Origin of the sequence: Microbacterium sp. Cr-K32, from assembly GCF_000708345.1 — a bacterium.
GTDB lineage: Bacteria > Actinomycetota > Actinomycetes > Actinomycetales > Microbacteriaceae > Microbacterium > Microbacterium maritypicum_A.
Genome location: NZ_JARD01000022.1, coordinates 226059 through 252330, shown reverse-complemented (window position 1 = coordinate 252330; position 26272 = coordinate 226059). Strand labels below are relative to the sequence as shown.

Annotated in this window: 21 protein-coding genes; 6 read left to right on the top strand and 15 right to left on the bottom strand. The window is 65.9% G+C overall.

Annotated elements, in window-relative coordinates; translation table 11 throughout:
- Positions 1 to 22: 22 nt before the first annotated feature.
- Genes GZ64_RS0112010 through rfbA form a run of 6 tightly spaced genes read right to left on the bottom strand, consistent with a single transcriptional unit; the run spans position 23 to position 7919 of the window.
- Positions 23 to 1036 carry a glycosyltransferase family 2 protein gene (locus GZ64_RS0112010; RefSeq protein ID WP_029266793.1) on the bottom strand — a complete coding sequence of 338 codons (1014 nt, stop codon included), beginning with the start codon at positions 1034 to 1036 and terminating at the stop codon, positions 23 to 25.
- Positions 1033 to 2238, bottom strand: coding sequence for an ABC transporter ATP-binding protein (locus GZ64_RS0112005; RefSeq protein WP_029258284.1), 1206 nt, complete (start codon positions 2236 to 2238; stop codon positions 1033 to 1035). Before GZ64_RS0112005 ends, GZ64_RS0112010 begins: the two co-directional genes overlap by 4 nt.
- A gap of 2 nt (positions 2239 to 2240) precedes the next feature.
- Positions 2241 to 3161 carry an ABC transporter permease gene (locus tag GZ64_RS0112000; protein ID WP_029258285.1) on the bottom strand — a complete coding sequence of 307 codons (921 nt, stop codon included), beginning with the start codon at positions 3159 to 3161 and terminating at the stop codon, positions 2241 to 2243.
- Between the two features lie 4 nt (positions 3162 to 3165).
- The gene (locus GZ64_RS19120; RefSeq protein WP_029266791.1) at positions 3166 to 5127 is read right to left on the bottom strand and encodes a rhamnan synthesis F family protein; all 1962 of its coding nucleotides are present in this window, start codon (positions 5125 to 5127) and stop codon (positions 3166 to 3168) included.
- Positions 5127 to 7043: a rhamnan synthesis F family protein gene (locus GZ64_RS0111990; protein WP_136025491.1), complete on the bottom strand. Its 1917-nt coding sequence runs from the start codon at positions 7041 to 7043 to the stop codon at positions 5127 to 5129. The genes GZ64_RS19120 and GZ64_RS0111990 overlap by 1 nt, the downstream gene beginning before the upstream one ends.
- A gap of 3 nt (positions 7044 to 7046) precedes the next feature.
- Positions 7047 to 7919: a glucose-1-phosphate thymidylyltransferase RfbA gene (gene rfbA / locus GZ64_RS0111985; RefSeq protein WP_029258288.1), complete on the bottom strand. Its 873-nt coding sequence runs from the start codon at positions 7917 to 7919 to the stop codon at positions 7047 to 7049.
- Positions 7920 to 7998: 79 nt separating this feature from the next.
- Between rfbA and rfbB the strand changes: the two genes are divergently transcribed.
- The 3 genes from rfbB to GZ64_RS0111970 all read left to right on the top strand — a co-directional run bounded on the left by rfbB (position 7999) and on the right by GZ64_RS0111970 (position 11627).
- Positions 7999 to 8997 (top strand): dTDP-glucose 4,6-dehydratase, encoded by a 999-nt coding sequence (gene rfbB, locus GZ64_RS0111980; protein ID WP_029258289.1) that lies wholly within the window; start codon positions 7999 to 8001, stop codon positions 8995 to 8997.
- Complete coding sequence (locus tag GZ64_RS0111975; protein WP_029266789.1) at positions 8997 to 10403, top strand: sugar nucleotide-binding protein; 1407 nt, start codon at positions 8997 to 8999, stop codon at positions 10401 to 10403. The genes rfbB and GZ64_RS0111975 overlap by 1 nt, the downstream gene beginning before the upstream one ends.
- Positions 10404 to 10493: 90 nt before the next feature.
- Entirely contained in the window at positions 10494 to 11627 is a 1134-nt protein-coding gene (locus tag GZ64_RS0111970; protein WP_081859741.1) for an acyltransferase family protein, read from the top strand.
- Positions 11628 to 11697: 70 nt separating this feature from the next.
- Here GZ64_RS0111970 and GZ64_RS0111965 read toward each other — a convergent pair whose 3' ends face one another.
- From GZ64_RS0111965 to GZ64_RS0111955, 3 genes are all read right to left on the bottom strand, one after another.
- Entirely contained in the window at positions 11698 to 12108 is a 411-nt protein-coding gene (locus tag GZ64_RS0111965; protein ID WP_331280737.1) for an acyltransferase family protein, read from the bottom strand.
- Between the two features lie 142 nt (positions 12109 to 12250).
- Positions 12251 to 15046, bottom strand: coding sequence for a hypothetical protein (locus GZ64_RS0111960; RefSeq protein ID WP_029266781.1), 2796 nt, complete (start codon positions 15044 to 15046; stop codon positions 12251 to 12253).
- 134 nt (positions 15047 to 15180) lie between these two features.
- Positions 15181 to 16254 (bottom strand): glycosyltransferase, encoded by a 1074-nt coding sequence (locus GZ64_RS0111955; RefSeq protein WP_029266780.1) that lies wholly within the window; start codon positions 16252 to 16254, stop codon positions 15181 to 15183.
- A gap of 122 nt (positions 16255 to 16376) precedes the next feature.
- Between GZ64_RS0111955 and GZ64_RS0111950 the strand changes: the two genes are divergently transcribed.
- Entirely contained in the window at positions 16377 to 18140 is a 1764-nt protein-coding gene (locus tag GZ64_RS0111950) for a DUF4012 domain-containing protein (protein ID WP_029266779.1), read from the top strand.
- A 143-nt stretch (positions 18141 to 18283) separates the two neighbouring features.
- Complete coding sequence (locus tag GZ64_RS0111945) at positions 18284 to 18868, top strand: hypothetical protein (RefSeq protein WP_029258296.1); 585 nt, start codon at positions 18284 to 18286, stop codon at positions 18866 to 18868.
- Between the two features lie 209 nt (positions 18869 to 19077).
- On the opposite strand, the gene GZ64_RS0111935 is transcribed toward GZ64_RS0111945, so the two are convergent.
- The 6 genes from GZ64_RS0111935 to GZ64_RS0111910 form a co-directional block, all read right to left on the bottom strand.
- Positions 19078 to 20532: an LCP family protein gene (locus GZ64_RS0111935; RefSeq protein WP_029266776.1), complete on the bottom strand. Its 1455-nt coding sequence runs from the start codon at positions 20530 to 20532 to the stop codon at positions 19078 to 19080.
- Positions 20529 to 20996: a 5-(carboxyamino)imidazole ribonucleotide mutase gene (gene purE / locus GZ64_RS0111930; protein WP_036331479.1), complete on the bottom strand. Its 468-nt coding sequence runs from the start codon at positions 20994 to 20996 to the stop codon at positions 20529 to 20531. The genes GZ64_RS0111935 and purE overlap by 4 nt, the downstream gene beginning before the upstream one ends.
- A gap of 141 nt (positions 20997 to 21137) precedes the next feature.
- Entirely contained in the window at positions 21138 to 22262 is a 1125-nt protein-coding gene (locus GZ64_RS0111925) for a 5-(carboxyamino)imidazole ribonucleotide synthase (RefSeq protein ID WP_029266773.1), read from the bottom strand.
- A gap of 115 nt (positions 22263 to 22377) precedes the next feature.
- Complete coding sequence (locus GZ64_RS0111920; RefSeq protein WP_172889180.1) at positions 22378 to 22881, bottom strand: PH domain-containing protein; 504 nt, start codon at positions 22879 to 22881, stop codon at positions 22378 to 22380.
- Between the two features lie 86 nt (positions 22882 to 22967).
- Positions 22968 to 23738: a biotin--[acetyl-CoA-carboxylase] ligase gene (locus GZ64_RS0111915; protein WP_029258300.1), complete on the bottom strand. Its 771-nt coding sequence runs from the start codon at positions 23736 to 23738 to the stop codon at positions 22968 to 22970.
- 2 nt (positions 23739 to 23740) lie between these two features.
- The gene (locus tag GZ64_RS0111910; RefSeq protein ID WP_029266772.1) at positions 23741 to 25024 is read right to left on the bottom strand and encodes a CDP-glycerol glycerophosphotransferase family protein; all 1284 of its coding nucleotides are present in this window, start codon (positions 25022 to 25024) and stop codon (positions 23741 to 23743) included.
- Between the two features lie 117 nt (positions 25025 to 25141).
- Between GZ64_RS0111910 and GZ64_RS0111905 the strand changes: the two genes are divergently transcribed.
- Positions 25142 to 26215, top strand: a complete 1074-nt coding sequence (locus GZ64_RS0111905; RefSeq protein WP_029266771.1) for a glycosyltransferase family 2 protein — start codon at positions 25142 to 25144, stop codon at positions 26213 to 26215.
- Positions 26216 to 26272: the final 57 nt, after the last annotated feature.

Here is a 26272-nt window from a genome sequence, read left to right as displayed (position 1 = left end):
CCTAATAGCGATGCCGTCGACGTCAGCGACGCCGGTGGACTGTCCTGTTGTAGATCTGCACCTCGATCGCGCGCTGAAGATACAGCACCGCGCACAGCAGCCGCTGCCCGAGGCTCAACCGCTTCAGCCGCGCGCGTACCGCCGCGACATCTTCGGAGTAGATCGCGCGATCCCGCGCTGTCGTCGCGCTGCGGCGTTCGAAGCGGAGGGTCTTCAGACCCGAATATGCCCGGGCCGGGGTGATTCCCACGCGCAGCGCCGTGTCGAAAGAGGCCAGATGAGCATGGACGATGTCGGAGTAGTAGCGGGTCGACTTCACCGCGTGCGACACGCTGTCTCCACGCTGAAGCCAGTAGTAGAGCGCATCACTGCAGGACACGACCTTCGACATACGTTCATACAGCGTCATCGCGACGGCGACATCCTGAGCGTAGCGCCCATCAGGGAACCGGACCCCCTCGAACAGGTGCGACCGGTAGAGCTTCCCCCAGTTCGCTTCGCTGAAGTACTTGAGCTCCACTCGCAAGAGGCGACGCACGGCGACGGAGAACACCGTCTGGTAGGCCCTGGCCGCGTCGTGGAAGACGATCGACGTCCCGAACGGGTCATCGCTGTGCTTGGCCAGTTCGGCTTCGCCCTGGCTCGCCCCGATGTTCCGCCACCGACAGCAACTCATGTCGGCGCCTGTCGACTCGATCAGGCCCACGAGGCGCTCCAGCATGCGCGGCGCCATGAGGTCATCGTTGTCGCAGAAGGTGATGAATTCTCCCGTCGCCAGATCGACACCCGCGTTCTGCGCGGAAGCGATGCCTCCGTTCGCCTGATGGCGCACGACGACACGGCGGTCTTCCAGAGCCAATGCGTCGCAGAGTGCTCCGGATTCGTCCGTCGATCCATCATCGATGAGGATGACCTCGATGTTCTCGTGAGTCTGCGCGAGGATAGAGCGGACGCACGGAAGCAGATGCACGCCCGAGTTGTAGACCGGCACGACGATCGAGACCAGCGGGCCTCGCGGGGTCTTCTCCGCATTCATGTGATGCGCACGGATGTCGCCACAGGACCGACGGAGAGAACATCGCCCAGGATCTCGAACTCCGCGCCGTTCATCAGGCCGTGCGAGGTCGGTTCGCTGATTCCCGACGCGTTCACGTTGATCGAGTAATGCCCCGGGCTGAGCCCGTCCGTCGTGAAGGTGATCGACACGTCGCGAGATGCCGTGAGCGGCGCGAGCTCGATGTCGAGCATGTCGGTGTTCGATGCGAGTGCGATCTGCCCCAGCGACGAATCGACGCTGAACCCGATCGCCCAGCGCTCGATCGGTCGAAGCATCTCGACGTCGACGCGCAGGTTGACGTCGTCACCCGCCCGGAGCTGGGCGATGTCCGTGCCGCTCTTCCCGAGGATCTCGATGGAGCGGATCTCGAGTGCGCGGGAGATCTGATCCGGTCGCGCCTGTCCGACGGCGTTCTCCGCGAGAAGTTCGCGGAACCGCTCGATCGCCGTCACCGGGATCCCGTCGTAGACGAGCTTGCCCTTGTCCATGACGACGACACGGTCGCAGAGCGAGGAGATCTGGTCCAAGGCATGGCTCACGATGATGATCGTGCGGCCCTCGGTCTGGAACTCGCGGATCTTCGCGAGACACTTCTCCTGGAACTGCTCATCGCCGACGGCGAGCACCTCATCGACGAGCAGGATGTCCGGGTCCGTGTGCACGGCGATCGCGAACGCCAGCCGGACATACATGCCGGAGGAGTAGAACTTCACCTGTGTGTCGATGAAATCGCCGACGCCGGAGAACTCGAGGATCGCGGCGAACTGCTCCTCCACCTCTTCTCTGCTGAGGCCAAGAACCGAACCGTTCAGGAAGACGTTCTCCCGGCCCGTCAGGTCGGGATGGAAGCCAGCGCCGAGCTCGAGAAGAGCGGCCACGCGCCCGCGCTGCTCGACGGTTCCCTCTGTCGGCTGGATGATGCCACCGAGCACCTTGAGCAGTGTGCTCTTGCCCGAACCGTTGTGGCCGATCAGGCCGATCGTCGTGCCGGCGCTGATACCGAGGCTGACGTCACTCAAGCCCCAGAAATCCTGACGATGCTGTCTCCCGGCGCGACCGAGGGTGACGACTCGCTCTTTGAGCGAGGAGTCCTTTCGCACCGTGAAGCGCTTGGACACGTTGGCGACCCGGATCACCTCGGGTGCGGGCACATCGAAGACGTGTGTCGTGCTTTCTGTCATTTTCAAAGCTCCTGCGCGAAGTTGCCCTGCAGGCGCAGGAAGACACGATGGCTGACGAAGAGCAGCACGACGCCGACGATCAACGCGATGAGCATGCGGATCATGAGGTTGTCCGGCCATTCGACGGCGTCGCCGGAGACCCAGAACGCCCGTTGGAACCCGAGCACCGCAAGGGTCAGGGGGTTGTCCGTGTACAGCTCGATCACCCAAGGGACGGTGACGAGCTGTGACACCATCTGCCAGGAATACACGACCGGGGAGGCCCAGAACAGCAGCATCGTGATCACGTCGACGAGGTACTGGGTGTCCCGGAGGTAGACGTTGACTGCGCCGCAGAACAATGCCAGCGCGAGCCCGAAGACGACGATGAGGGCGAGCGCGGGAAGGAAATAGATGAGACCTGCGTGCAGAGGCGGCTTGCCGATGGCGAATGTCGCGATCACGAGCACGACCAGCTGAACGCCGAAATTGAACAAGGCGGCACCCGTGCTCGCGAGCGGGAAGACCTCGCGCGGGACGTAGACCTTCTTGACGAGTCCCGCGTTGGCCAGGATCGATCCCGTTCCGCCGACGAGGATCTCCTGGAAGAGACCCATCGCGGTCAGACCTGCGAAGACGTAGATGGCGAAATCGGGGATGCCGCGAGCAGCGCCCAGGAAGTGGCCGAGCACCACGAAGTAGATCGCGAGCTGCATGAGCGGCCGTGCGAGCACCCACAGGAACCCGAGAGCCGAGTCCTTGTATCGGGCCTTGAGGTCGCGCTTGACCAGAAGCGAGAGCATCTCTCGGTGATCGACGAGTTCGCGGAAGGGTCCGAGGAAACCTCCCGAGGCCCCCTTACCTACTGCCCCGATGCTCCTCATGGGCATCTCGGCGATGCGCGCGAACCTCGCGCTCGCCGCCGACGGCGTTGCCTCTGTCATGCGTTCATGCTCCCTTGCTGCCGGGCTTCGGCAAGAGTCTGCGCACGATTCGCGAGGGGCGCAGCCTGCCGAGACGACGTCGCCACGGTGCGACTCTCGCAAAGGCAGCGCGGAATCGCGGCTCGAGCTCGGGTTTGTTCATGCGCGCGTACATGTACGCGAAATCCTCCAGACGCCCATCGCCGAAGTCGCCGGCCGCGCGCATGCGCTCGATCTGCTGCATCGTCGTGTCCATCAGGGTGCTGGACATCTGATCGAGATTGTACTCGAGTGCCGTATAGCTTCTCGCGAGGTACGTCGGAGTGGCGATCGTCCTGGTGTGATATCCGAGCTCACCCGCCGCATACGAAGGCATCCGCTCGAGCACGTGTGCGTGACCACCGTCCTTGTACTCCTCGGTGCCTCCGAAGTCCTCGAAACTCCATTCCGGCTCGAGCAGGAGACGGAGAGCCTGCGGGCGCGCGAAGTACATCGACCCGAACGGAGCGAGAGGCGAAAGCTGGTCGGTTGGAACGCGGATGCCGAGGTCGGAAGCGACTTCGACGAATCGCGCGCGGTTATCCCACCACGCGTGCCCCATGGTCCCATAGCCGATGTGCACCATCGGCGGGTAGGCGAGGCCCAGACCCGGCTCGCGCTGGAACAATGCGACCACGTTGGCGACATAGCCGGAGCTGGGCAACAGGTTTCCGAACTGCTGCCGGGCGAAGAGCCGGCCGGGGTTGAACGCGTCCTGTGGTGTCTTCTTGGAGTGGATCTTCACGACCAGCTCGTAGCCGCCGTTGAGCAGCTCCTCCCGGCAGGTGATGAGGAACGCGCTCTGGTCTCGTCCGTCGTTCGATTCGACCACTCGTACATCCACCGCGCCGCGAGGAGTGCGGGTCGCGAGAGTGGCGCGGATCTGTTCCGCTCGCCCCTCGTCCGCGGTCGTCACGATCAGGTCGTAGTCCCCAGGGAGCCGGTCGAGCCCGTCGAGCATCGTCGGTGCGAGCTCCGGGTAGTAGATGTGGGCGATCGCCAATGTGCGCAACGGCGAATTCTTGTCGTAGTTCGTGTCGTGTTCGGGGATCACGTCGAGTAGCGCGGCGTCCGCGTTCAGCGTTCTCGGCTCGACGTTCCTCGCCAGATCCTGCATGAGGATCTCCATCGGGTACCCGTAGCGCGCTGCGGCGTCCAGAGTCCATTTGCCGATCACCGCGAGGCGGTCCAGGTAGGGCGGCCACTGAAAGAACGGACGCCGCTTCAGCGTCGGGCACCCCGCGTCGAGCAGCTGCTCGGCATAGAGCACGGCGTGGTTCTCGACCTTGTCGGTGATGCTGGGGAACGCCACCTCACCGATGAAGCCGTACGACGTGAAGCGCTCGGTGAAGATCGCCTCGTGCTTGACGACCGCGTCTTCGTAGGCGTTCATGGCCGGGAGGTTGGCCCAGTAGTCGATCCATTCCACGCTGGCGACGAGTTCTTTGCGAGCCACCAGCCAATACGACTGGAGATGGTAGGCGAGGTAATCGCGGTGCGTGAAAGGGTTCGGCTCGACGCGGACGTGGTCCGTCATCCCCCAGAAATGGAGCTCCTGACGATCCATGCGTTCGAACACCGGGTCGAAGGGCCGGACAGGGCCGAACCAGGTGTCGTTGGCGAGGATGACCTCGTCGAAATCGCTGATCGCCTCGCCGACGTGGTCGAGACCGTGCTTGTAGCCCCAGATGTCGAACCCAGAATTGTCACGCTCGATCACCTCGTCTGCGACGGTCTCGAGCGTCGCGCGTCCTGCCGGCGCGAGGGCGCCGTTGGAGATGACGAGGATCGTGTCGCAGAAGCGTCGAAGATCCTTCAACGCGTACGGCACGTAGTCTTCGACTTCGCCGCGCCGGTCATAGACCACATAGATGAGCAGGCGCCGCCCACCATCGGGGAAGCGCGCGGCGTCCCGCGTCGGGAAGGTGGTGAGTTCGGCGGTTCTCATCAGAATCCTCCCCGGTAGTTGTCGATGCGGCGTTTCGCGTATCGGAGCACGCGACGGCCGAACTTGGCCACGAAGATCGCGGTGTAGGCGGCCTTGTATGCCGGGCTGGCGATCGCCGCGAGCACGGGGTGGTTCATGTTGAGATACATGCGCGAGAGCCCGAAGGCGCCACTCCCGCTCATCCTCCCCGCGCGCTGGATCAACGTGATCGCATCGACGGGGTAGCCGCGTGTCGTCGAGAAGAGCTGATCCACCTTGTAGTCGATCGCGGTGTGACTGATCGCCGCATGCTCGGGAGTGAGCACGGTTTCGGCGTAGTAGCCCTCCGCACCGGCGACGTGCGCGATCAGGCGTTCCTGGACGCGGGCGAGATCCTTGACCGGGCCGCTCGACGTGTAGTCACGGTAGCTGAGACGCAGCTCGGCGAGAGACGCGAGAGCCTCGGGCCGACACATCCACATCCCCCCATAAGGAGCGAGGGGAGAGATCGTCTCGAGAGGCACATGCACTCCGAGTCTGCGGGCCAGTCGCGCGGCGGTGATGCGATAGCGCCCACCCCCCCAGCCGGAACCGAGGATGGAGTACCCGATGTGCATCGTCGGCGGGAAGAGGACACCGAGGTGAGGCTTCGCAGCGAACTCACCGAGCAGATTCTGCACGTACTCCGGCGATGCGAGGAGGTTCTCGGTCTGGTACCGAGTGAAGTACCGCACGATGTTCAGCGTCTTCTTGACGTGTTTGCGGGCATGCACCTTGACGAGCACGTCGTATTCGCGTTCGAGGAGCAGGTCGTGGCATCCCACGAAGAAGTCGGCCATGTCGCGCCCCTTGCGCGAGGGAGTCACGCGGACGTCGAGTCCGGCATTGCCCAGGTCCCGAGACTCGACGAAGCGCTCGATACGCGCGGCCTTACGCCCGTCGGTCGTCGTGACGATCAGGTCGAACCCGGCGGGAAGGTTACCCAGTTTCCCGCAGAGCTGTTCGAAGGCCGGGAGGTCACGGGCATAGACGACGGCTGCGACGCGGAGGCCGCTCGTATCCGCGCGGGGCGTGGCGCTCTTCTGCGACGCGATCTCGAGGAGCCCCGCATTCGCATTCAGGGTGCGCGGAGCGACCGAGCGGGCGAGCGCGCTCAGCGTCGCGTCGCGGTCCAACCCACGCGTCTCCGCGACATCGAGGATGTCGCTGCCGATGATGCCGTGCCGATCGAGATAAGACGGATACCACGCGAACACGCCGCGGTCGAGGAAGGGATACCCGTCTTCGATCAGGAGATCGGCGACGTGCGCGGGTGCATTTCCCGTCGGATAGGCATCCCCGGGGAAGGCGAACTCGATGCGGTGGCCCGCGGCAGCAAGCCTGGGAGCGATGAGCCGCTCCGACTCGACGGGATTCGGGATACGATGCGCCTCGTCCCAGAATGCCGACCACGCCGCACTCTCGAAAAGAGAGCGACGTGCGACGAACCAGGCCCACGGCATGGCCACGAGCGGATGCCCCTGTTCTGGGAACGAAGCGTCGAGGTCTCCCCTGATCTCGGAGGCCTGCCATCCGTCACCAGGAATCGCATCCATGCGCTCGAGCATCGCATCGAAGGAATCGAGAGGGCCGAACCAACCGTCGCCGGTGAGCACGATCTCATCGATCTCCCCGTGCAGCGGCTTGAGAACATCAAGCGCATCCCGGTAGTTCGTCGGGGTGAAGCGCTCGGTGTCGACGGGGACGAGCTGCACATCGAGGTGGGCGAGACGCGACTCCGCATCGCTGACCGAGGCCGGCACCGTCACGACCACCCTGGTCGCGTGCGCCGAAAGCGTGGCGAGGGCTGTGGACGCCGTCGGTTCCAGGCTTCGCGAATCACCGGCGAGAGCGTAGACGACGGCTCTCCGCGGGGCCGGGAGGGCGCCGTTCGGCATCACTCAGCGGCCTCCCTGCTGCAGTGCTTTGAGAAGGTACTCTCCGTAGCCGCTCTTGCGAAGCGGCTCGGCACGCTCTCGCAGCTCGTCGTCGGTGAGGAAGCCCATGCGCCAGGCGACCTCCTCCGGGCAGCCGATCGAGAGGCCCTGCCGCTTCTCCACGGTGCGGATGAAGTCGGTAGCCTCCGCCAACGAGTCGAAAGTTCCGGTGTCGAGCCACGCTGTTCCGCGGGTGAGAACCTGCACTTTGAGCTTGCCGCGGTCGAGGTACTCGCGGTTGATGTCGGTGATCTCGAGTTCACCGCGGGGCGAGGGCTTGAGCGCCTTGGCGATCTCGATGACCTCGTTGTCGTAGAAGTAGAGGCCAGGTACCGCGTAGTTGCTCTTGGGCTGCGCAGGCTTCTCTTCGAGTGACACCACTTTGCCTTCGCGGTCGAACTCGACGACTCCGTACGCGGTGGCATCGTTGACCCAGTAGCCGAAGACCACGCCACCCTCGAGCTCGGTGTACTGGCGCAGCTGTGTGCCCATGCCCTGGCCGTAGAAGATGTTGTCCCCCAGGACGAGCGCCACCGGTTCGTCTCCGATGTGCTCCTCGCCGAGGATGAAGGCCTGAGCGAGGCCGTCCGGAGACGGCTGCGTCTTGTACGTGATCGAGACCCCGAACTTCGAGCCGTCGCCGAGCAGCCGCTGGAACGACTCCGCATCATGTGGCGTCGTGATCATCAGAATGTCGCGGATGCCCGCGAGGATCAGGGTCGACAGCGGGTAGTAGATCATCGGCTTGTCGTACACCGGAACCAACTGCTTCGAGACGCCGAGGGTGATCGGGTGGAGCCGGGAGCCTGTGCCGCCGGCGAGAATGATGCCACGCATGAACACCAGTCTCCCTGATCGCGGTCACCTGAACAAACGCCCCGAATCCTCCGCACCCCCACCCGGTACGCTGATGGTCATGCAGAAACTGCTCGTCACCGGCGGCGCCGGCTTCATCGGTTCCAACTTCGTGCACCACGTCATCGAGAACACCGATGCCCACGTCACCGTGCTCGACAAGCTCACGTATGCGGGAAACCGAGCGTCGCTCGACGGACTCCCCGGCGACCGCGTGCGCTTCGTGGAGGGGGACATCGCCGACGCGAAGCTGGTCGACAGCCTTTTCGCCGATGTCGATTCAGTCGTGCACTATGCGGCCGAGTCCCACAACGACAACTCCCTGCACGATCCGCGCCCTTTCCTCGACACGAACATCATCGGCACCTATACGCTGCTCGAGGCCGCGCGACGCCATGACCGCCGGTTCCACCACATCTCGACCGACGAGGTGTACGGAGATCTCGAGCTCGACGATCCCGAGCGCTTCACCGAGCAGACGCCGTACAACCCGTCGTCCCCGTACTCCTCCACCAAAGCCGGTAGCGATCTTCTCGTCCGCGCCTGGGTGCGCTCGTTCGGGGTGCGGGCGACCATCTCGAACTGCTCGAACAACTACGGTCCGTACCAGCACGTCGAGAAGTTCATCCCGCGTCAGATCACGAACGTGATCCGCGGCATCCGGCCCAAGTTGTACGGCGCTGGCCTTAACGTCCGAGACTGGATCCACGCAGACGATCACTCCTCCGCCGTGCTCACCATCCTCGGCAAGGGCGAAATCGGTGAAACCTATCTGATCGGCGCTGACGGCGAGAAGGACAACAAGTCCGTCGTCGAGCTGATCCTCACCGAGATGGGTCAGCCGGCGGACGCCTACGACCACGTGACAGATCGAGCGGGCCACGACCTGCGATATGCGATCGATTCGACCAAGCTCCGCACCGAGCTGGGCTGGACGCCGACCTTCGGCGACTTCGAGTCCGGGCTCGCATCGACTATCGCGTGGTACCGCGACAACGAGGCCTGGTGGGCGCCTTCCAAGGACGCCACAGAGTCGTTCTACGCGTCGAAGGGGCAGTGATGACGGAGTTCGGCAAGGCACTCACGGTCACAGAGACCAACATCCCCGGGCTGCTCCTCGCCGACCTCCCTGTTCACGGGGACTCCCGCGGCTGGTTCAAGGAGAACTGGCAACGCGAGAAGATGATCGCGGCCGGGCTGCCGGACTTCGGGCCGGTGCAGAACAACATCTCCTTCAACGACGCGATCGGAACGACGCGCGGCATCCACGCAGAGCCGTGGGACAAATGGGTGTCGGTGGCGACGGGACGCATCTTCGGCGCCTGGGTCGACCTGCGAGAGGGCCCGACGTTCGGTCGCGTCTTCACCGCGGAGATCGACCCGTCTCGGGCGATCTTCGTGCCCCGCGGCGTCGGCAACGCATATCAGACGCTCGAGGCAGACACCGCGTACGTGTACCTGGTGAACGACCACTGGTCCGCTGATGCGGAGTACTCATTCCTGAACCTCGCCGATGACACCGCGTCGATCGAATGGCCGATCCCGTTGTCCGAGGTCGAGATCTCCGCGAAGGACCTCGCCCACCCGCGACTTGCCGACGTCACTCCGATTCCGCCGAAGAAGACGCTCGTGATCGGCGCCAACGGTCAGCTGGGACGCGCCTTGCGAGAACTCTTCGGCGATGCCCCGGAATACGAGTACGCAGGGCGCGATGAGCTCGATCTCGCAGACCCCTCCTTCTCTTCTGCTCGCCATTGGCGTGACTACGCGACGATCGTCAATGCTGCGGCGTATACCGCGGTCGACACGGCCGAGACGCCCGAGGGACGCGCAGATGCGTGGGCTGCCAATGTCACCGGAGTCGCAACATTGGCGAAGATCGCTGCGGAGTACGCCATCACTCTCGTGCACGTGTCGAGCGACTATGTCTTCGACGGCACCAAGGCCGGCGAGTACGCCGAAACCGACGCCGTGCGCCCGCTCGGCGTGTACGGGCAGACGAAGGCCGCCGGCGATGCTCTGGTCTCCACCGTTCCGCAGCACTACATCATCCGCACGTCGTGGGTGATCGGCGAGGGGAAGAACTTCGTCCGGACGATGGCTTCGCTCGCCGAGCGCGGCATCGACCCGAAGGTCGTCGACGACCAGACCGGACGCCTCACCTTCACCGCGGACATCGCGGCAGGGGTGCAGCACCTTCTGTCCGTTCGTCCGGAGTACGGCGTCTACAACCTCACCGGAACCGGCTCGCCGATGACCTGGGCCGAGCTGGCCAAGACCGTCTTCACGTCCACCGGACACGATGCCGCCCGCGTGACAGGAGTCAGCACCGAGGAGTACTTCTCCTCGGCCTCCGGTCCGATCGCTCCCCGTCCGAGCAACAGCGTGCTGAACCTCGACCGGATCAGCGCGACGGGCTTCTCCCCCTCCCCTATGCTGGACTCGCTCGCCGCGTATCTCGATTGACCGCACTCGGGCACCCATCTTGTCGACGGTCGCACTCGCACAGAAGTGGCTCTCCGCGCCGTCGCGTTCGTCTCTCCCCGAGGTTGACCCATCAGAAATCCTGAACTCGACTCGTTGCGCGGTCTGGCCGCCATCTCGGTGCTGTTGTACCATGTCCTCGCGCTGAACTGGGCGACGTTGCAGGCCGGCATCGATCTTCTGCCGGCAGACCGCACGATCTTCAACATCCTCATCTTCTCTCCTCTGCACATCATCTGGCTGGGAGCCGAGGCTGTGTGGTTCTTCTTCGTCCTCTCAGGATTCGCGCTGACAAAGGCGGCGACGCGTCCAGGTTTCACGTGGTCGGCGTACTTTCCCAGTCGCATGCTTCGCTTGTACGGGCCCGTACTCTTCGCCATCCTCTTCGCGTGGCTCACCTACGTCCTGATTCCGCACGTCGTCGAACCAGGCGACAACATCGTGATCAGTTCCCTCCCGAAGAACTACGAGTGGTCGGAGATCGTCTACGACGCCACGCTGCTCGGAGGGACGAGCAACGGTATCGGCGTCCTCTGGTCCTTGCAGTGGGAGGTCGTCTTCTCGCTTCTCCTACCGGTCTATCTCTACCTGGTGCGCAGGTTTCCCGGTTGGGCGACGCTCGTCGCGATCGTGGGCTGCGGGATCGGTTGGAGCGTCAGCAACCAGCTCCTCTCGTACATGCCGATGTTCTTCTTCGGAGCCCTCTTGGCGCAGTACTGGGACCAGATCAGTCGGGCATTCGCATTCCTCCGAGGCGGTGGATGGATCGCGCATTCGAGCGGACTCGTCCTCGTGGTCGTGGCGATCTGCGGCATGACATCGTTCTTCCTGGTCGGTCGCCCTCTGCAGTCCATAGGCATCGATCCACGCCTGGCCACGATGCCGTTCGCTCTGGCCGGCATCGTGCTCCTCACCATCCTCAGCGTGCAATGGAGCCCTCTGAGCCGGCTGCTCTCGCTTCGCGTGATGGTCTTCCTCGGAACGATCTCGTTCAGTCTCTATCTCGTACATCGGCCGATCATGATCGCCATGGGCTTCGCCATCGGCGTGGGTGCCGTGCCCGCGATCCTCACGGTGGTCGCCAGCTTCGCCATCGCCATCGGCTTCTACTACGCCTTCGAACGGCCGATCCACCGGCTCGCGCGCCGCCTGAACCGGTCGATTCAGCGCAGGGAATCGGCCGGAGCATCGGCCGCGAGCATCTGACACCCCCTAGTCGTCATGGCGCTCCCCGGTGGTGGGCCGGCGATCTTCTCAGCGTCGACTACCACGTCGATCATGCTGCGAGAACGGACCGATCCTCAGCGCGGATACGCTGCGCGACGTGGCGGGACAGTCTGTGCGCGCCCTTCTCCACCAGGTAATAGAACGCGACGGCGACAGCGAGGCTCAGGACGATCTGGACGATCGTGGTGCGCTTGCCCGGCCCCAACAGGAAGAGCATCCCGATCACGATCGGTCCATGGGTGAGATACAGGCTGAAGGAGATCTTCCCGAGCGCAACGAAGGGCTTCAGCTGGAGTAGTGACCGCAGCGGGGTCCAGAGCATGACAACGACGAGCAGCAACACGATCCCCATAAGTTTGGAAACAGTGAACAGGCTCGCGAAGAGGTTCGTGCTCCAATAGGATTCACGGTCGATGACGAAGTCGAACGTGTAAGAAGCCGTGATGAGGCAGACGGCCAGTCTTACGCACGTCCGTCTTGCTGAATGGTGGATGCCCGATGGAGTCTAACCACAGCGGGGCGGCGAGGAGGCCGCCCCCGAAAGGTTCGGGAGCGGCCTCCTCAGCGTCGGCACGTTGCTGTCGCGGCGGATCAACGGCAGGTCACGGCACTCTCACCGTGGAGCACACGATCAGAGGATTGCCGCCTGCTCCGTTGTTGATCGCATAGACGCAAACCTGGTTCGATCCGGACGGCATCGCGACCGACTTGCTGAAACCGTGGCGCGAGCCGGCGCCCGGGTAGGCTGCCCCGACATCGGGGCGTTCGCCATCGGCCAGGAAACTCGTGCCGACCCCGTTGACGTAGACGTGCACCTGGATAGGGTCCGTCGTATCGGGATCGAACGCCCAGCCGGTGAGGGTCGCGCCTCCGGCACCCGGCACAATGCTCTCGACGAAACCGACGGGCGCGCGGCCCTTGTCGACGATCACGGGGGCGCTCACCTTCACGGTGGAACAGACGACCAACGGGTTGCCACCGCTCCCCGTGTTGATCGCATAGACGCACACCTGATGACTCCCCTCCGACATCGGGAAGAACTCGGTGAAGCCGGTGTTCGGCCCCGCGCCGGGATACGACTTCGCGACATCTGGTCTGGGCTTGTCCGCAAGAAGGGCCTTGCCCACACCGTCCACGTAGACGTGCACCTGGATCGGATCGATCGTGTCGGGATCAAACGCCCAACCGCTGACGGTCGCGCCGCCGTTCACCGGGGCGATACTCTCGACGAAACCGAGGGGTACACGCCCCATGTCCACGGACGCGGTGACCCTCACGCTGGTGCAGGAGACCAGCGGATTGCCACCGGCGCCGTTGTTGATCGCGTACACGCAGACCTGGTGGGTTCCCATCGACATCGGAACGAACTCGCTGAATCCGGTACGTGGCCCCGCTCCCGGGTAGGAAGCAGCGACATCTGCGCGGGCCTTGTCTGCGAGGTAGGCCTTGCCCACGCCATCGACGTACACGTGCACCTGGATGGGATCAGTCGTGTCCGGATCGAAAGCCCATCCCGTGACCGTCGCGCCGCCGGCCCCCGGCACGATGCCCTCAACGAACCCCTTCGGCACTCGCCCCTGATCGACAGGCGACGTCACCTTCACGGTCGAGCACACGATCAGCGGATTGCCGCCCGCACCGTCATTGATCGCGTACACGCAGACCTGGTGCGATCCCACGGACATCGACACGAACTCGTTGAATCCGTGGCGTGAGCCCATCGCGGGATATGCCGCCCCGAAATCGGGTCGATCCTTGTCCGCACGGTAGTTCTTGGCGACGCCGTCCACCTCTATGCGGATATCGATCGATGCTGTCGTGTCCGGGTCGTACGCCCACCCCGAGATCGTGGCGCCTCCGGGACCCGCGGCCATGCTCTCGACGTGTCCGATCGGAGCACGCCCCGGGTCCTTCGCCGGGGGCACCGTCACAGTGGCGCACCCGAGCAGCACGTTTCCACCATTACCGACGTTGATGCCGTATGCGCACACGGACTGTTGCCCTGCGGGCGCGGTGATGGTCGCGCCGAACCCGTGAGCATTGCCGTAGAGCGGGTACTGATCGCGCACATCGTTCCGCGGCCGGCTCGCGACCAGCGCGGTCGCCGAGGACCCCACGTAGACATGGACTCCGATCGAGCCCGCGGTATCGGGGTCGAGAGCCCAGCCAGACACCTCTACCCCGCCGGCGACGCCGGCCACGGCCTCCAGCGCCCCCACGGGCGGACCGGTCTTGCCGATGACTTCCTCACAGCGGAGAGTAGAGTTTCCGCCCGCCCCGACATTGATCCCGTAGACGCAGATCCGGATACCGCCCGACGCGGAAGTGGGAATCCTGACGTCGAACCCGTGCTTGCTCCCCTTGCCGGGGTACGACGCTCCGACATCGGGGCGGTCTCCGTCCGCCGTGTAGGCGTAGCCGGCCGACCCCACGTACACGTGCACGCCGATGCTCTCCGCAGAGTTGGGGTCCAACGCCCAACCGCGCACCCGATACTCACCGGGGAGTGCCTCGATCGACTCCACGACCCCGATCGGATCATCTCTCGGCCCCTGGGTCGGGCCGAACCAGTCGGTGAAGTAGTTGTAGAAGTTGCGGTTGCCGTATGCCGAACAGCCGTCCCCCTCTCCGTACCCGGCGCGCAGCGCCGCGGCATTGGGCTGATAGGGGGTGTAGTAATAGAGCGCCGACGTCGCCTTGTTCGCGATGTACACCGGCGAGCTGCCGCAGTTCGCGTTGGGGTTGTAGAGGATGTTCCAGGTCTTGCCGGGCGCGTACCACTGGAACCACTTGCCCTCCATGTAGATCTGCATCTGACGCGCGGCACCGTAGATCTGGTGGAAGAAGCCGATGTAATTCGGATCGCAGGGCGCCGTGTCAGGGCAGCCCTGTCCCAACGCGATGTTGTAGCGCCACGCGCTCGGCCAGGTGTGGGTGATGAGGCCCTGCTCCTTCTGGAGCATGACGATCAGCACCTGCGGGTTGATGTTGCACGACTGGGCGACGCGGTAGATGATCCTCGCGGCCGACTCATTGGCCGCGCCGGTATAGCCCTTGCAATAGGCGTCGGCCGGGCGGGTGACGGAGGTGATCGAGAAGTCCTTGATGCAGACGTAGCCACTCTGACAGCTCGAAACCTTGCTGTTGAAGAACGCCTGGATCTGCGCCTCCGTCATCGTTCCCGCGTTCGTGAAGACCGCATCGCTGATGATGTTTCCCGCATCGAATCCGGCCAGCGTCGTCTTCACCATCCCGGCGGAGACAGGATCGGCGGCTGCTCGCGTGACGCTCGTGCCGCTCGCCAAGACGGATGCGGTTGCGGCGGTGGCGGGGACCACAGTGCCGATGACAAGGGCGAAGGCAGCGAGGAAACAGGTGAGGAGTCGGGGGAACCTCATGGTGTTTCGCGAGCGTGGGGCACGTCGAGACATGTGACCAGTGTGACGGAAGTTGCGGGATGATGCCACTGTTACACACTTTGCGCCACAACTTTTCGGCGTGTCGCCCGTATGCGCAGGTTGCTCTCAGCGAATCACAAGTCGGCGTGCAGGCCCCAGAGGCGTTCCGCCGAGCTCGCCCAGGAGAACGCGCGCGACCGATCGGCGGCAAGCACTCGGAGTCTCTCCGCCGCTCCCCCAGCCGCCTCCACCACGGCGTCGGAGATCTCCCTGGACGGGACGAGAATCCCTCCGTCGGCGATGACGTCGTGGTGCGAGCCGCTGGAGACAGCCACCACCGGGATACCCAGCACCATGGCCTCGACTGCACGCCACGGCCACCCTGCCACGGCCTCGGTCGCCACGAAAGCAGCGGCCCCGTCCAGAACCGCCGCGCGGTCCTCGACGCTCAGCCTTCCTCTCACGTGCGCACGCCGCTCGGGAAGACCTGCAGCCGACGCCGCGTCGGCGTAGCGAGGTTCCGCGCCGTCGGGAGCATCGACGATGACAGCGTCCAGACCAGCGGCCGCCGCGCCTCGGAACCCGTCGGACAGGTTCGCGGGAGATCCGCTCAGGACCACGTACTCATCCGGTAGCGAGAGAGCATGGCGACGTGCGGCGGCATCACGGGGAACGTCGAATCCCTGCGGCGGTGCGCCCGCGATCACCCGCACGCGGTCGCCGATCTTCGCCAGCTCCGAAAGACGCTCGGCAACGGCGTGAGACGGCACCACCACCGCGTCGGCATGTCTCACAGCTCGACGGAGCATGCCTCGCTGCCAGGCCGCATTCCCCTTGGACAGCAGCTCCGGCGCATCCCAGGCTCGCAGATCCCACACCGTGACCGTGGTCTGGTGGTTGTCGTGCACCCGATCATGGCGCACAAGGGGCGCCATCAGCGTCGGCGAATGGATGAGTCCGCCGCCGACACCCGGAGCGATCCCGAGCTGCCAGGCTGCGGCGAGTTCACGACGCCCCATCCCGAGCGTGCGGATGTCCCCTATTCCCGCCACAGGCACGGACGCGCCGGCCGGAACGATGGCGTCCACGGCGCAACCGGAGGGGGCGGTCGCGACCAGACCGGCGGTGATTCCCACCGCGGCGTCCGCGTGATCGGCATCGACGACATCCACGAGCTGATCCAGAACAACACGCAGTCGAGCACCCATGCACACAGGCTATCCCCGCTGTGCCGCTCCCCCCGTGAGGTCAGCGCCCGCGCCGCCGTAGTGTCAGCGTTCGCACAGTTTTCGCCCACCACGGCCGCAGCGGTTCATGCTTGAATGCTCGGGTGAGCGATGGTCGACTTCCCGTCCGGCGCCGATGGATCGGGTGGACCGTCGGCATTCTGCTGACCCTTCTCCTCATCGCCGTCGGCTGGGTCACCGTCCGCGGGATCGGCGCCGTGAACGACCTTCAGCAGGTCGCGAAGGGTGCCTCGCAGCTGAAGGCCTCGATCGCTACCGGTGATCTCGACGGCGCGAGGCCGATCGCGCGGAGCATCGCTCACAACGCGGAATCCGCGCACGCCCTGACCTCCGACCCGGTGTGGCACGCTTTCGGCGCCCTCCCCTGGATCGGACCGAACTTCAGCGCTGTGAGCGACATCGCCGAGATCGCCGACGATGTGTCGAACGACGCCCTCACGCCGCTCCTGGATGTTGCCGCGGACTTCGACCTGGCGAGCCTCGGCTTCGCCGGCGGAACCATCGACCTCGCACCGTTCGCCGAGATCGCCGGCCCGCTCGGCGCCGCGGACACGGCGCTCGGCACTGCGGAGTCGAAGGGCAGACGCATCGACGCGGACGCCACGCTCCCCCCGCTCGCCGATGCCATCCGCACCATGCGTTCATCGGTCGACGAGGCGGCGACCGTCGTCGGCTCGCTCCACGGCGCCGCCGTGCTGCTGCCGACGATGCTCGGCGGCGAAGGCCCGCGCAACTATGTGCTCGCGATGCAGAACAACGCGGAGCTGCGATCCTCGGGCGGGATCATCGGATCGATCGCCCTGCTGCATGCCGAGGGCGGCAAGATCTCGCTTCAGACCCAGGCATCGACTCGGGACTTTCCTCCGCTGGAGACCGGCCTGCCTCTCAGCGACTCCACGATCGCCCTGTTCGAGGATCGCCCCGGCCGATATCTGCAGAATCTCACCAGCATCCCTGATTTCCGTGAGGCCGGCGCCGCCATCGCCGCGCGGTGGGAGGGACGGTTCGGCGGGACCGTGGACGGCGTCATCGCCGTGGACGCCGTCGTCGCGAAGCATCTGATCGCCGCGACCGGAGATCTCACGTTCGGCCCCTTCACGGCCACGTCCGAGAACATCACCGACATCCTCCTGTCGGAGATCTACGCTGCCGTCCCCGATCCCGCGGTACAGGACGAGATCTTCGCTCAGGCCGCTGGAGCCCTGTTCGGTGCCGCCCTGTCCCGCGCGGAACCGCGCGCACTGCTCGGAGCTCTCTCTGACTCGGCGGCCGAGGGACGCATCCGCATCTGGAGTGCCCACGAGCCCGAGGAGACCGTGCTCGCGGCTTCCGCCCTGGGCGGGACGATCCCCGACGACACCTCCGATACGACCTCCGTCGGGGTGCTGATGAACGACACCACCGGCGGCAAGATGGACTATTACACCCGCGCGGCCATCTCGACATCGGTCGGCTCCTGCCAGGGAACACCCACCACGCAGGTGCGGGTGACGTGGACGAACACAGCCCCCGCCGACGCCGCGACCACCCTGCCCGCCTACGTCACGGCCGATGGCTTCTACGGCGTACCGGCAGGAACGGTGCGCACTCTGATCGCCGTATACGGCCCCGAGGGGTCGACACCGTCGCATATCGATCGGGACGGCGCAGAGGAGGGCGTGCAGACGGCGATGATCGGGGATCGATCGGCGGTGCAGCACGAGGTCTCCCTCGCGCCCGGAGAATCGACCACGATCACGATCGAGTTCCAGGGCACCGGCGCAGGTGAGCGTCTCACCGAAGTGCTGCACACCCCGCTGATCGACACCGCCGTCACGACTCGATCACCGCTCCGATGCGCTTCGTGACATTAACAGCTCGATAGGGTACTGTCGACTCACTGGGGAATATCTGACGTCCGCAATCCTGCCGTGGGGGCAGGACGACGTCACGCAGTTGGATGCAGGGGTGTATCCAAAGGCGATTCCGCGTGAAATTCTGGGGAGAAATCATGCTGAAGAAACTGGCTGCCATCAGCCTTGCCGCCGGCGCGCTCGTACTCGTCGCGCCCACCGTCGCAACCGCTGCGCCGACGGTTCCGTCCGCGTCGTCCGACTCGTATCCGACGCCTCCCGGCGCCAAGGTCGGCGATCCGATCATCGACATCTGCGAAGCCTCGACGATCGTGTTCGGACCGGGCTACTTCCTGCCGTCCGAGAACGTGAACGTTTCGGTTTCCGGCTACAACGCAGGGAAAGCCGCGGTCTCCGGCAACACCGCTGCCGGAGACGGCAGCCTGACGCTCACGTTCCGTCCGCCGTCCGACGGAGAGGGCTCCTACGCCGTCGCCTTCAACGGCTCGCGTTCGTACACGGCGACGATCACGGTCTCGCACGGCCACGATGCTGCCGTGAGCTGCGACCACGATCCTGGAGTCGCGGCCGCAGGTTCTGAGCTGCCGCTCACCGGCGGGGGTATCGAGCTGGCCCTCACGGGCGGGAACGTCTCGCCGTGGATCCTCGGCGGCGGAGCAGCTGCGCTGGTCGCCGGCGGAGCACTCGTCGCGGTCGGAGCTGCACGCCGCAAGCGCGCCTAGGTCCGGCTGCCGCCTCGTGCGGTGGTCGACTGGACGACGGTGATCCCTCCCCCTCCGATCACCGTCGTCTGGTGCATCCGGTGGAACCCACCGGAAGCCCACGGCCGCTCTCCTTCGGGAGGCGACCGTGGGCTTTGTCATGCGCACTGACCTCGCGCTCCAGCGGGCACGGACCCGCACAGAATTCCGCCGCTCCGGGACACCCGGGGTCACGGCTCAGGAGTAGGCGTCTCCGTCGGAGGATGCAGCTTCTGCTGGATCATCTCGTGGATGAATGCGTAGTCGGGCTGGTGCTCGTCCACGCCGGTCTCGGGTGTGAGTTCGATCGAGGTGACCGGTTGCTCCTTGGCCTTGAGCATCAGATCGAAGAACTCCGGGAGCTTGTCGGAGGGAAGGTCGGTGCTGATCAGCGCCGTCCCCGCCGCGGCCACCTCGTTGAAACGCGTGAGAACCGTCTGCGGGGTGAACTGCGCCAGAATCGCGGCCTGCAGCTCTCTCTGTCGCTTCATGCGATCCCAGTCGCTGGTGGTGTACCGCGAGCGGGCGTACCACTGCGCCGTATCGCCATCCATGCGCTGCTTGCCGGGCTCGATCCATCCGATAGCCCACTCGTTCACATCGCTGCCCGTCCATCCCTCCGGCGGGCCGCCCTTCGGCAGACGCTCGGTGACGTCGATCTCCACGCCGCCCAGAGCGTCGACGAGCTCTGCGAAGCCATGCATGTCGACGAAGACGTAGTACGGGATCTCGATTCCGAGAACTCCCTCCGCCGCGTCCTTCGTCGCCTCGATCCCGGGTTCCGAGCCGTTGGCCTTGGCATCCGGATAGAGGCCGGTGCCACCATCTTCTCGACAGACCTCCGCGGCGTTGCGTACATGGTTCATCCAGCCGTTCCAGCCGCAGGTCGATGAGCCATGGCCTTCGAACCCGTTCGGATACAGCTCCTGCATCGGACTGCCGTCGCTGAACGGCGCATTCGGAAGCTCTCGCGGGATACCGGTGATCGTGACAGCCCCGGTGTCGGCGTTCACGGAGACCACCGAGATGCTGTCGAACCGCATCGAATCGCGCCCGTCACCACTGTCGGCGCCGAGGAGAAGGATGTTGTAGTAGCCGTCGCTGGGCTGCACGCTCGGTCCGCTCTGTCCGAAGATCGAGCCGATCGTGTTGCGCACCGATCCGACGGCGGTCGCAGCGTAGCCTGCGCCGCCTCCCACGAGTCCCAACAGCACCAACGCGACGACCGGGATGGCGAATCGGGACGGCCCAGGCACTTTCACGAGTCGCACCAGGCGGAGAGTGTCGAAGGTGAGCACGGCCCAGAGCACGACGTACCCCACCAGCAGCACCTGCACGATCGTCAGGACCACGGCGGAGAAGAACCCGCCACCGATCGTGAGCCAGAGCAGGACAGGGCGGGCGAAGAGCGCGAGGCCCAGTGCCACGATCGCGAGGAACCAGGAGAGCAACGTGGCTCCGAGACCGAATCGCCCGAGGCGACGGTTGCCGGCGAGCACCTGCGCGGAGCCCGGAACCAGGAGGTTCACCGCGATCAGCCACCACCCGCGTTTGACCATCGTCCCCGAATCGGCGGGATCAGGATGCCGCAGCGGCCGGGTCTCGATGAGCGGGCGCCGTGTTGCGCGCGGAGGCGCAAGAGTCACAGTGAACCCTTCAGCCGTTCGTTCTTCTCCTCGACCTGCGCCTCGAGCGCACGTGCGTACTCCTCGACGCGATCGGCGAGAGCCTCATCCGACGTTCCGAGAATCCGCGCGGCCAGCAGACCGGCGTTGCGCGCCCCACCGATGGACACGGTCGCCACCGGGATACCCGCGGGCATCTGCACGATCGACAGCAGGGAATCCATGCCGTCGAGATATGCGAGCGGCACCGGCACGCCGACGACGGGAAGCGGTGTCATGGAGGCGAGCATGCCGGGCAGATGGGCGGCTCCCCCGGCACCGGCGATGATGACGCGGATGCCGCGTGAACGCGCGTCGCGCGCGTACGACATGAGCTTGTCGGGTGTGCGGTGCGCGGAGACGACCTCCACCTCGTGGGGGATCCCGAAATCCGTGAGCGCCTGAGATGCATCGCTCATCACGCGCCAGTCGGAGTCGGATCCCATCACGACGCCGACCAGGGGCTCGGCGGAAGAGTGCAGTGGCTCGGTCACCAGATCAGGGTACGGTCTGCCGCTGTGAGATTCCCCGAACGGCACACCACTTGCCGCGCATGTGTCGGCGAAGAGCCGCCACATGCGATCTGATCAGACGAAGTGCGCGGCGACGGCACGGGCGACGTAGACCGCATCGTCGAGATCATCGTCTGCAACGTTCACGTGGCCGACCTTCCGACCGGGCCGGGGCGCCTTCCCGTAGGTGTGGATCTTCGCCTGCGGGTGCTCAGACATCGCGGCCCCGAAGCGCTCGTCCAACGTCCCTTCGGCCGGGCCGCCGAGGATGTTCACCATCACTGACCACGCGGCGCGCGGCGCGGTGCTCCCGAGAGGAAGATCGGCGACCGCCCGCAGATGCTGTTCGAACTGGCCGGTGACGGCGCCGTCCTGACTCCAGTGGCCGCTGTTGTGCGGACGCATCGCGAGCTCGTTGACGAGTATCCGCTCGTCGTCGGTCTCGAACAGCTCGACCGCCAGCATGCCCGTCACGCCCAGACCTTCCGCGATGGTGCGACCGATCGACTCCGCGACCTCCACCAAACGCTCGGTCGCGGCAGGAGCCGGGGCGATGACCTCGGCACATACCCCGTCGCGCTGAACGGTCTCGACGACGGGGTAGGCGACGATCTCGCCGCCGACGCCACGCGCCACCTGCTGGGCGAGCTCACGCACGAACGGGACGAGCTCCTCGACGAGCAGGGCGTCTCCGTCGGCGAGCGCCGCCAGCCAGTCCTGTGCCTCCTCCGCCGCACGCACGACCCGCACGCCTTTGCCGTCATAGCCTCCGCGTGGCGTCTTCACCACGCCTGCTCCGGCGTGCTCGTCCAGGAAGGCCTGCAGTTCGGTGGCGGTGCGCACAGCCGCCCATTCGGGCTGAGGGATCCCCAGCTCTGCGAGGCGCGCGCGCATCACGAGCTTGTCCTGGGCGTACTGGAGCGCATCCGGCCCCGGGTGCACGGAGACGCCGTCCGCGACCAGCTGTCGGAGAACGTCCTGCGGCACGTGCTCATGGTCGAAGGTCACGACATCGACGCCGGCCGCGAAAGCCCGCACCGTATCAAGATCGCGGTAGTCGCCCACGGCGGTGGACGCCAGCTCGGCAGACATCCCCTCCCCCTCTGCGAGCACCCGCAGTTCGATCCCGAGCTCGACCGCCGGAGCGATCATCATCCGGGCCAGCTGTCCTCCGCCGATCACGCCAACACGCAACGCCATGTGCCGCCTCCATTCGTCTGCACCCATTCTTCCGCACGCGACCGGGCGCGCACGACCGGTTGCCGATGGGCGTCGCCGGCGCCGGCTCGCTCCGCGGCATGCCCGGCGAGGGAACTCAGTCGCCGACGGCCTGCGCGTCGCGGTGGGCGAGGATCTGCCCGACCTCGATCTGGTCGGCAAGAGTCTCGTGCACCAGAGTCACGTTCGGCACGTTCGGCAGTCGCAACGGCGCGTCGACGCCGTTCGAGAGGGTGATCGTGCCCGACCCCCACAACCGCTGCAAGGGCCCCCGCCGAACGGCGATCGTGTAGCCCCGGGCATGCGACATCTCATGGCGCCGACGAGAACCGATCCCCTGGCGGACGATGACCCGCCGCGTCGTGACGGTGGTGCTCCGCGAGTACCAGACGATGAACGGCAGCACGACGGCGAACAGCAACAGCGCACCCGCCGCGGCGAGGAGCATCCAGTCCTCGAACCCCGCCGGGAGGTTGCCGAAGAAGTATGCCGTCGCCCCGAAGGTGGCGATGAGGACGAGAGCCGACCAGAACAGCCGACGTGCGTGGCTTCGGAAGCGCGCGATCAACAGCTCCTCCGAAGGCGTACCGGGCGGCGGCATCAGGGGCCGCCCGCCGAGCGTCACAGGCTGGGTCACCCCACCATTGTGCCCGTGATCTGCGACAAAGCCGTCTGTGCGGCGGCGTGTCAGCTTCCGGCCGGGCGCACGTGCACGACATCCCCCGCAGAGATCGCGTGCTCGAGACCTTCGGATTCGACGAGAAGACGACCGTCCGGGTCGATCGCCGTCGCCACTCCTTCGAGAGAGCGTCCAGCCGGCAGCGATACCCGCACCGTCTGCCCGAGAGTCGCGCACCGCGCCGACACGGCGCCGTGCAGACCGCTCACGACCGCGTTCTCCGTGACGGTCAGCGCGGAGAGCAGGCCGTCGAGTCTCTCGAGGTAGCTGGAGAGCAGGAGATCGTCTTCCGCGACGGCGCCGAGTGCGGCGAACGACGTGGCCGACGGCACGGGAAGCTGCTCGGCCGTCATGGCGGTGTTCACGCCGGCGCCGAGAACGACGGCGTCCGTCGTCGCTTCCGCGAGGATGCCGCAGATCTTGCGTCCATCCACGAGGACATCGTTCGGCCACTTCACGGCGACGTCGTGCGTCGGAAGCTGCTCAGCGATCGCCTCCGCCATGGCCACCCCTGCGGCGAGCGGAATCCACCCGCGCGCGGCAGGATCGGCGGGAAGCGCCCGAAGCAGGACCGAGACGGCGATGGCCGCGCCCGCGGGTGCCGTCCAGGTGCGGTCGAGGCGGCCACGTCCGGCCGTCTGGTCGTGCGTGACCAGAACGGCCAGGTGCGGCCACGCGTCGGCATCGGACGCGTGCGCGCGCAGATCGGCGTTCGTGGAGCCGGTGGCACCCACCAGATCGAGACGAGCGGCGATCGCACGCGCGAGGGGGAGCTCCATGATCAGGAGTCCTCGTCGGCTTCCTCGTCGTCGTCGTCGTCCTCGTCGGTTCGAACGGTCCCGACCTCGTGAGCCTGCCAGCGCTCCCACTCCTGCATGAGGCCGTCGACAGCCGCATGGAACTTCGCGGTGGCCACCCCGTGCGTCGTGTCACCGAAATAGTGCTGGACCCACATCCGCAACCGGGCGATCGCAGCCTCATCCGCGCGGACGCGGTCGACCTCGGCCACGATGTCGGCCGCCGCCTCGGCGGTCAACCATTCGCAGTCCGCCAGGTAGCCCTGCGTGTCGATCGATGCCTGCTCGTCGGTCGGACGCGTGATCATCAGCGGCTTCCCCGCCGCAAGCCGGTCGTACACCATCGCGGAGATGTCGACGATCGCGACGTCAGCCGCCGTCAGCTGCCAACCGAGTTCCGGAGCTGCATCGTAGATGTGGTGTGCGTTCGGGTCCGCCGCGTTCGCCGCATGGATCGCAGCCACGATCCGTCGGTGCGCGGCTCCGTACTCCTCGTCGACGACCCCGCTGCGAGGGTGGGGACGGTAGATGACACGGTGGGCGCCGGTCGCGAGCAGGCGAGACACGAGAACCTCGCCGTGCGATGCGATCGAACCGTAGTGCGCGCTGGGTCGGTCTCCCTCCCACGTCGGCGCGTAGAGCACCACGGTGCGCTCATCGGGAGCGTACGGAAGGGTGCCGGCGTAATGATCGGCCTGCGGGCGACCGATCTCGATCGTGCGGCGGTCGACGTCGTAGTCCCACAGCGTGCGCGAGAGACGATCACGGGCGGCCTGTCCGGCGACGAACGCGTAGTCATAGGCCTTGTACTGGTTCGTCGTCATGTACATCTTGTCGGACTCGCCGTGGTTGATGAACACGTGCCAACGCCGCCCGTAGCGGAACATCTGGAAGTTCCGAGTGTTCTGGTTCACGTAGAGCACCAGGCGGATGTCCTGGGTCGCGATGAAGCGTTCCATGTCGCGCACCTTCGGCACGAAAGCCACGGGCGGCGAATCCTCCTCGAGCAGCTTCTCGGTCCCGGTCGCCTGGCGGGAGAGCACGACGACGGGCCAGCGCTTCGAGAGCTCGGCGAGCGGGCGGTACCACTGGCGCATCTGGTACATGTTCACCGCGCCGTCGGCGAAGTAGACCGCGACCTTGAAATGATCGGCCGGAAGCGGTTCGCGCTCGGCGAGACGCCGCCGCACACGCTGCACAGCGGTGCGAGACGCGAGCGCCCGCTTCAGCAGACGATATGCCTTCTTCGCGTCAGACAGTGCACCCATCCCTCCAGAATAGTTCGTCCGCGTCGCTTCCTCCGGCTGAGCCCCAGCCACGTACCCGAGGTCTGCCCCTCCCACACCCTCAGGCAACGTCCGTCGACGCCGTGCCATGATCGTCATGTGCCCGCAGACGAATTCCCCACTCCCCGGCCCGGGGTGTCCTTCGTGATGCCGGTGCTCAACGAGCGTGCATACCTCGAACACGCGATCGCGTCGGTGCTCGCACAGGATGTCGACGCTCCCACCGAACTCGTGCTCGCGCTGGGGCCGTCGACGGACGGCACCACCGAGCTCGCGCGACGGCTCGCCGACGCGGACGACCGCATCCGGCTGGTCGACAATCCTGCGGCGCACATCCCCGTCGGCCTGAACGCCGCGATCCGCGCAAGCCGCTACGACACGATCGTGCGCGTGGACGCGCACTCCGAGCTCTCCCCCGGGTACGCCGCTCGGGCGCTGAAGACCCTGGAACGCACCGACTCCGCGAACGTCGGCGGCGTGATGCATGCCGAAGGACGCACCCCCTTCCAGAAGGCCGTGGCGCGTCTGTACAACTCGCCGGTCGGGCTCGGTGGTGGCGCATATCACGGGAGCTCCCAGGAAGGCGAGGCGGAGTCGGCCTACCTCGGCGTGATGCGGCGTGACGTGCTCGACGAGGTCGGGTTGTTCGACGAGACGATTCGACGCGGCGAGGACTGGGAGCTCAACCTCCGGATCCGCCAGGCAGGTCATCGGGTCTGGTTCGACCCCGACCTGTCCGTCACCTACTGGCCACGGGAGAGCTGGCTGCGTCTGGCCCGACAGTTCCGTGCCACCGGAGCCTGGCGGGGCGAGCTCGTTCGGCGGTTCGGACGGAGCAACGGGCTTCGATACTTCGCCCCGCCCGCGCTTGTCGTGGTCGTCGCCCTCGCCGTCCTCGTCGGGGTCCTGCAGGTGACCGGCGTGCTCACCGGGGTGGCCTCGATGGTCGCCTCCCTTCTCGTGTACGGACCGCTCGCCCTCTACCTGCTGCTCATCCTCGGCGTCGCGCTGGCTCCCGGCGGAGGGGGCGTGCGACAGCGGATGTGGACGCTCCTCGTCCTGCCGACGATGCACATCTCCTGGGGTCTGGGCTTCCTCGGCGGCGTGCTCCGGGGAGCCCACGACACCGTGGACGCCTCGCGTCTCGGCACCCGCAACACCCCGCTGCCCTGACCCCCTCGCACGGAAACCGTCGAGCTGACACCCCCGCTGACGAGATCTCTCGCCGGA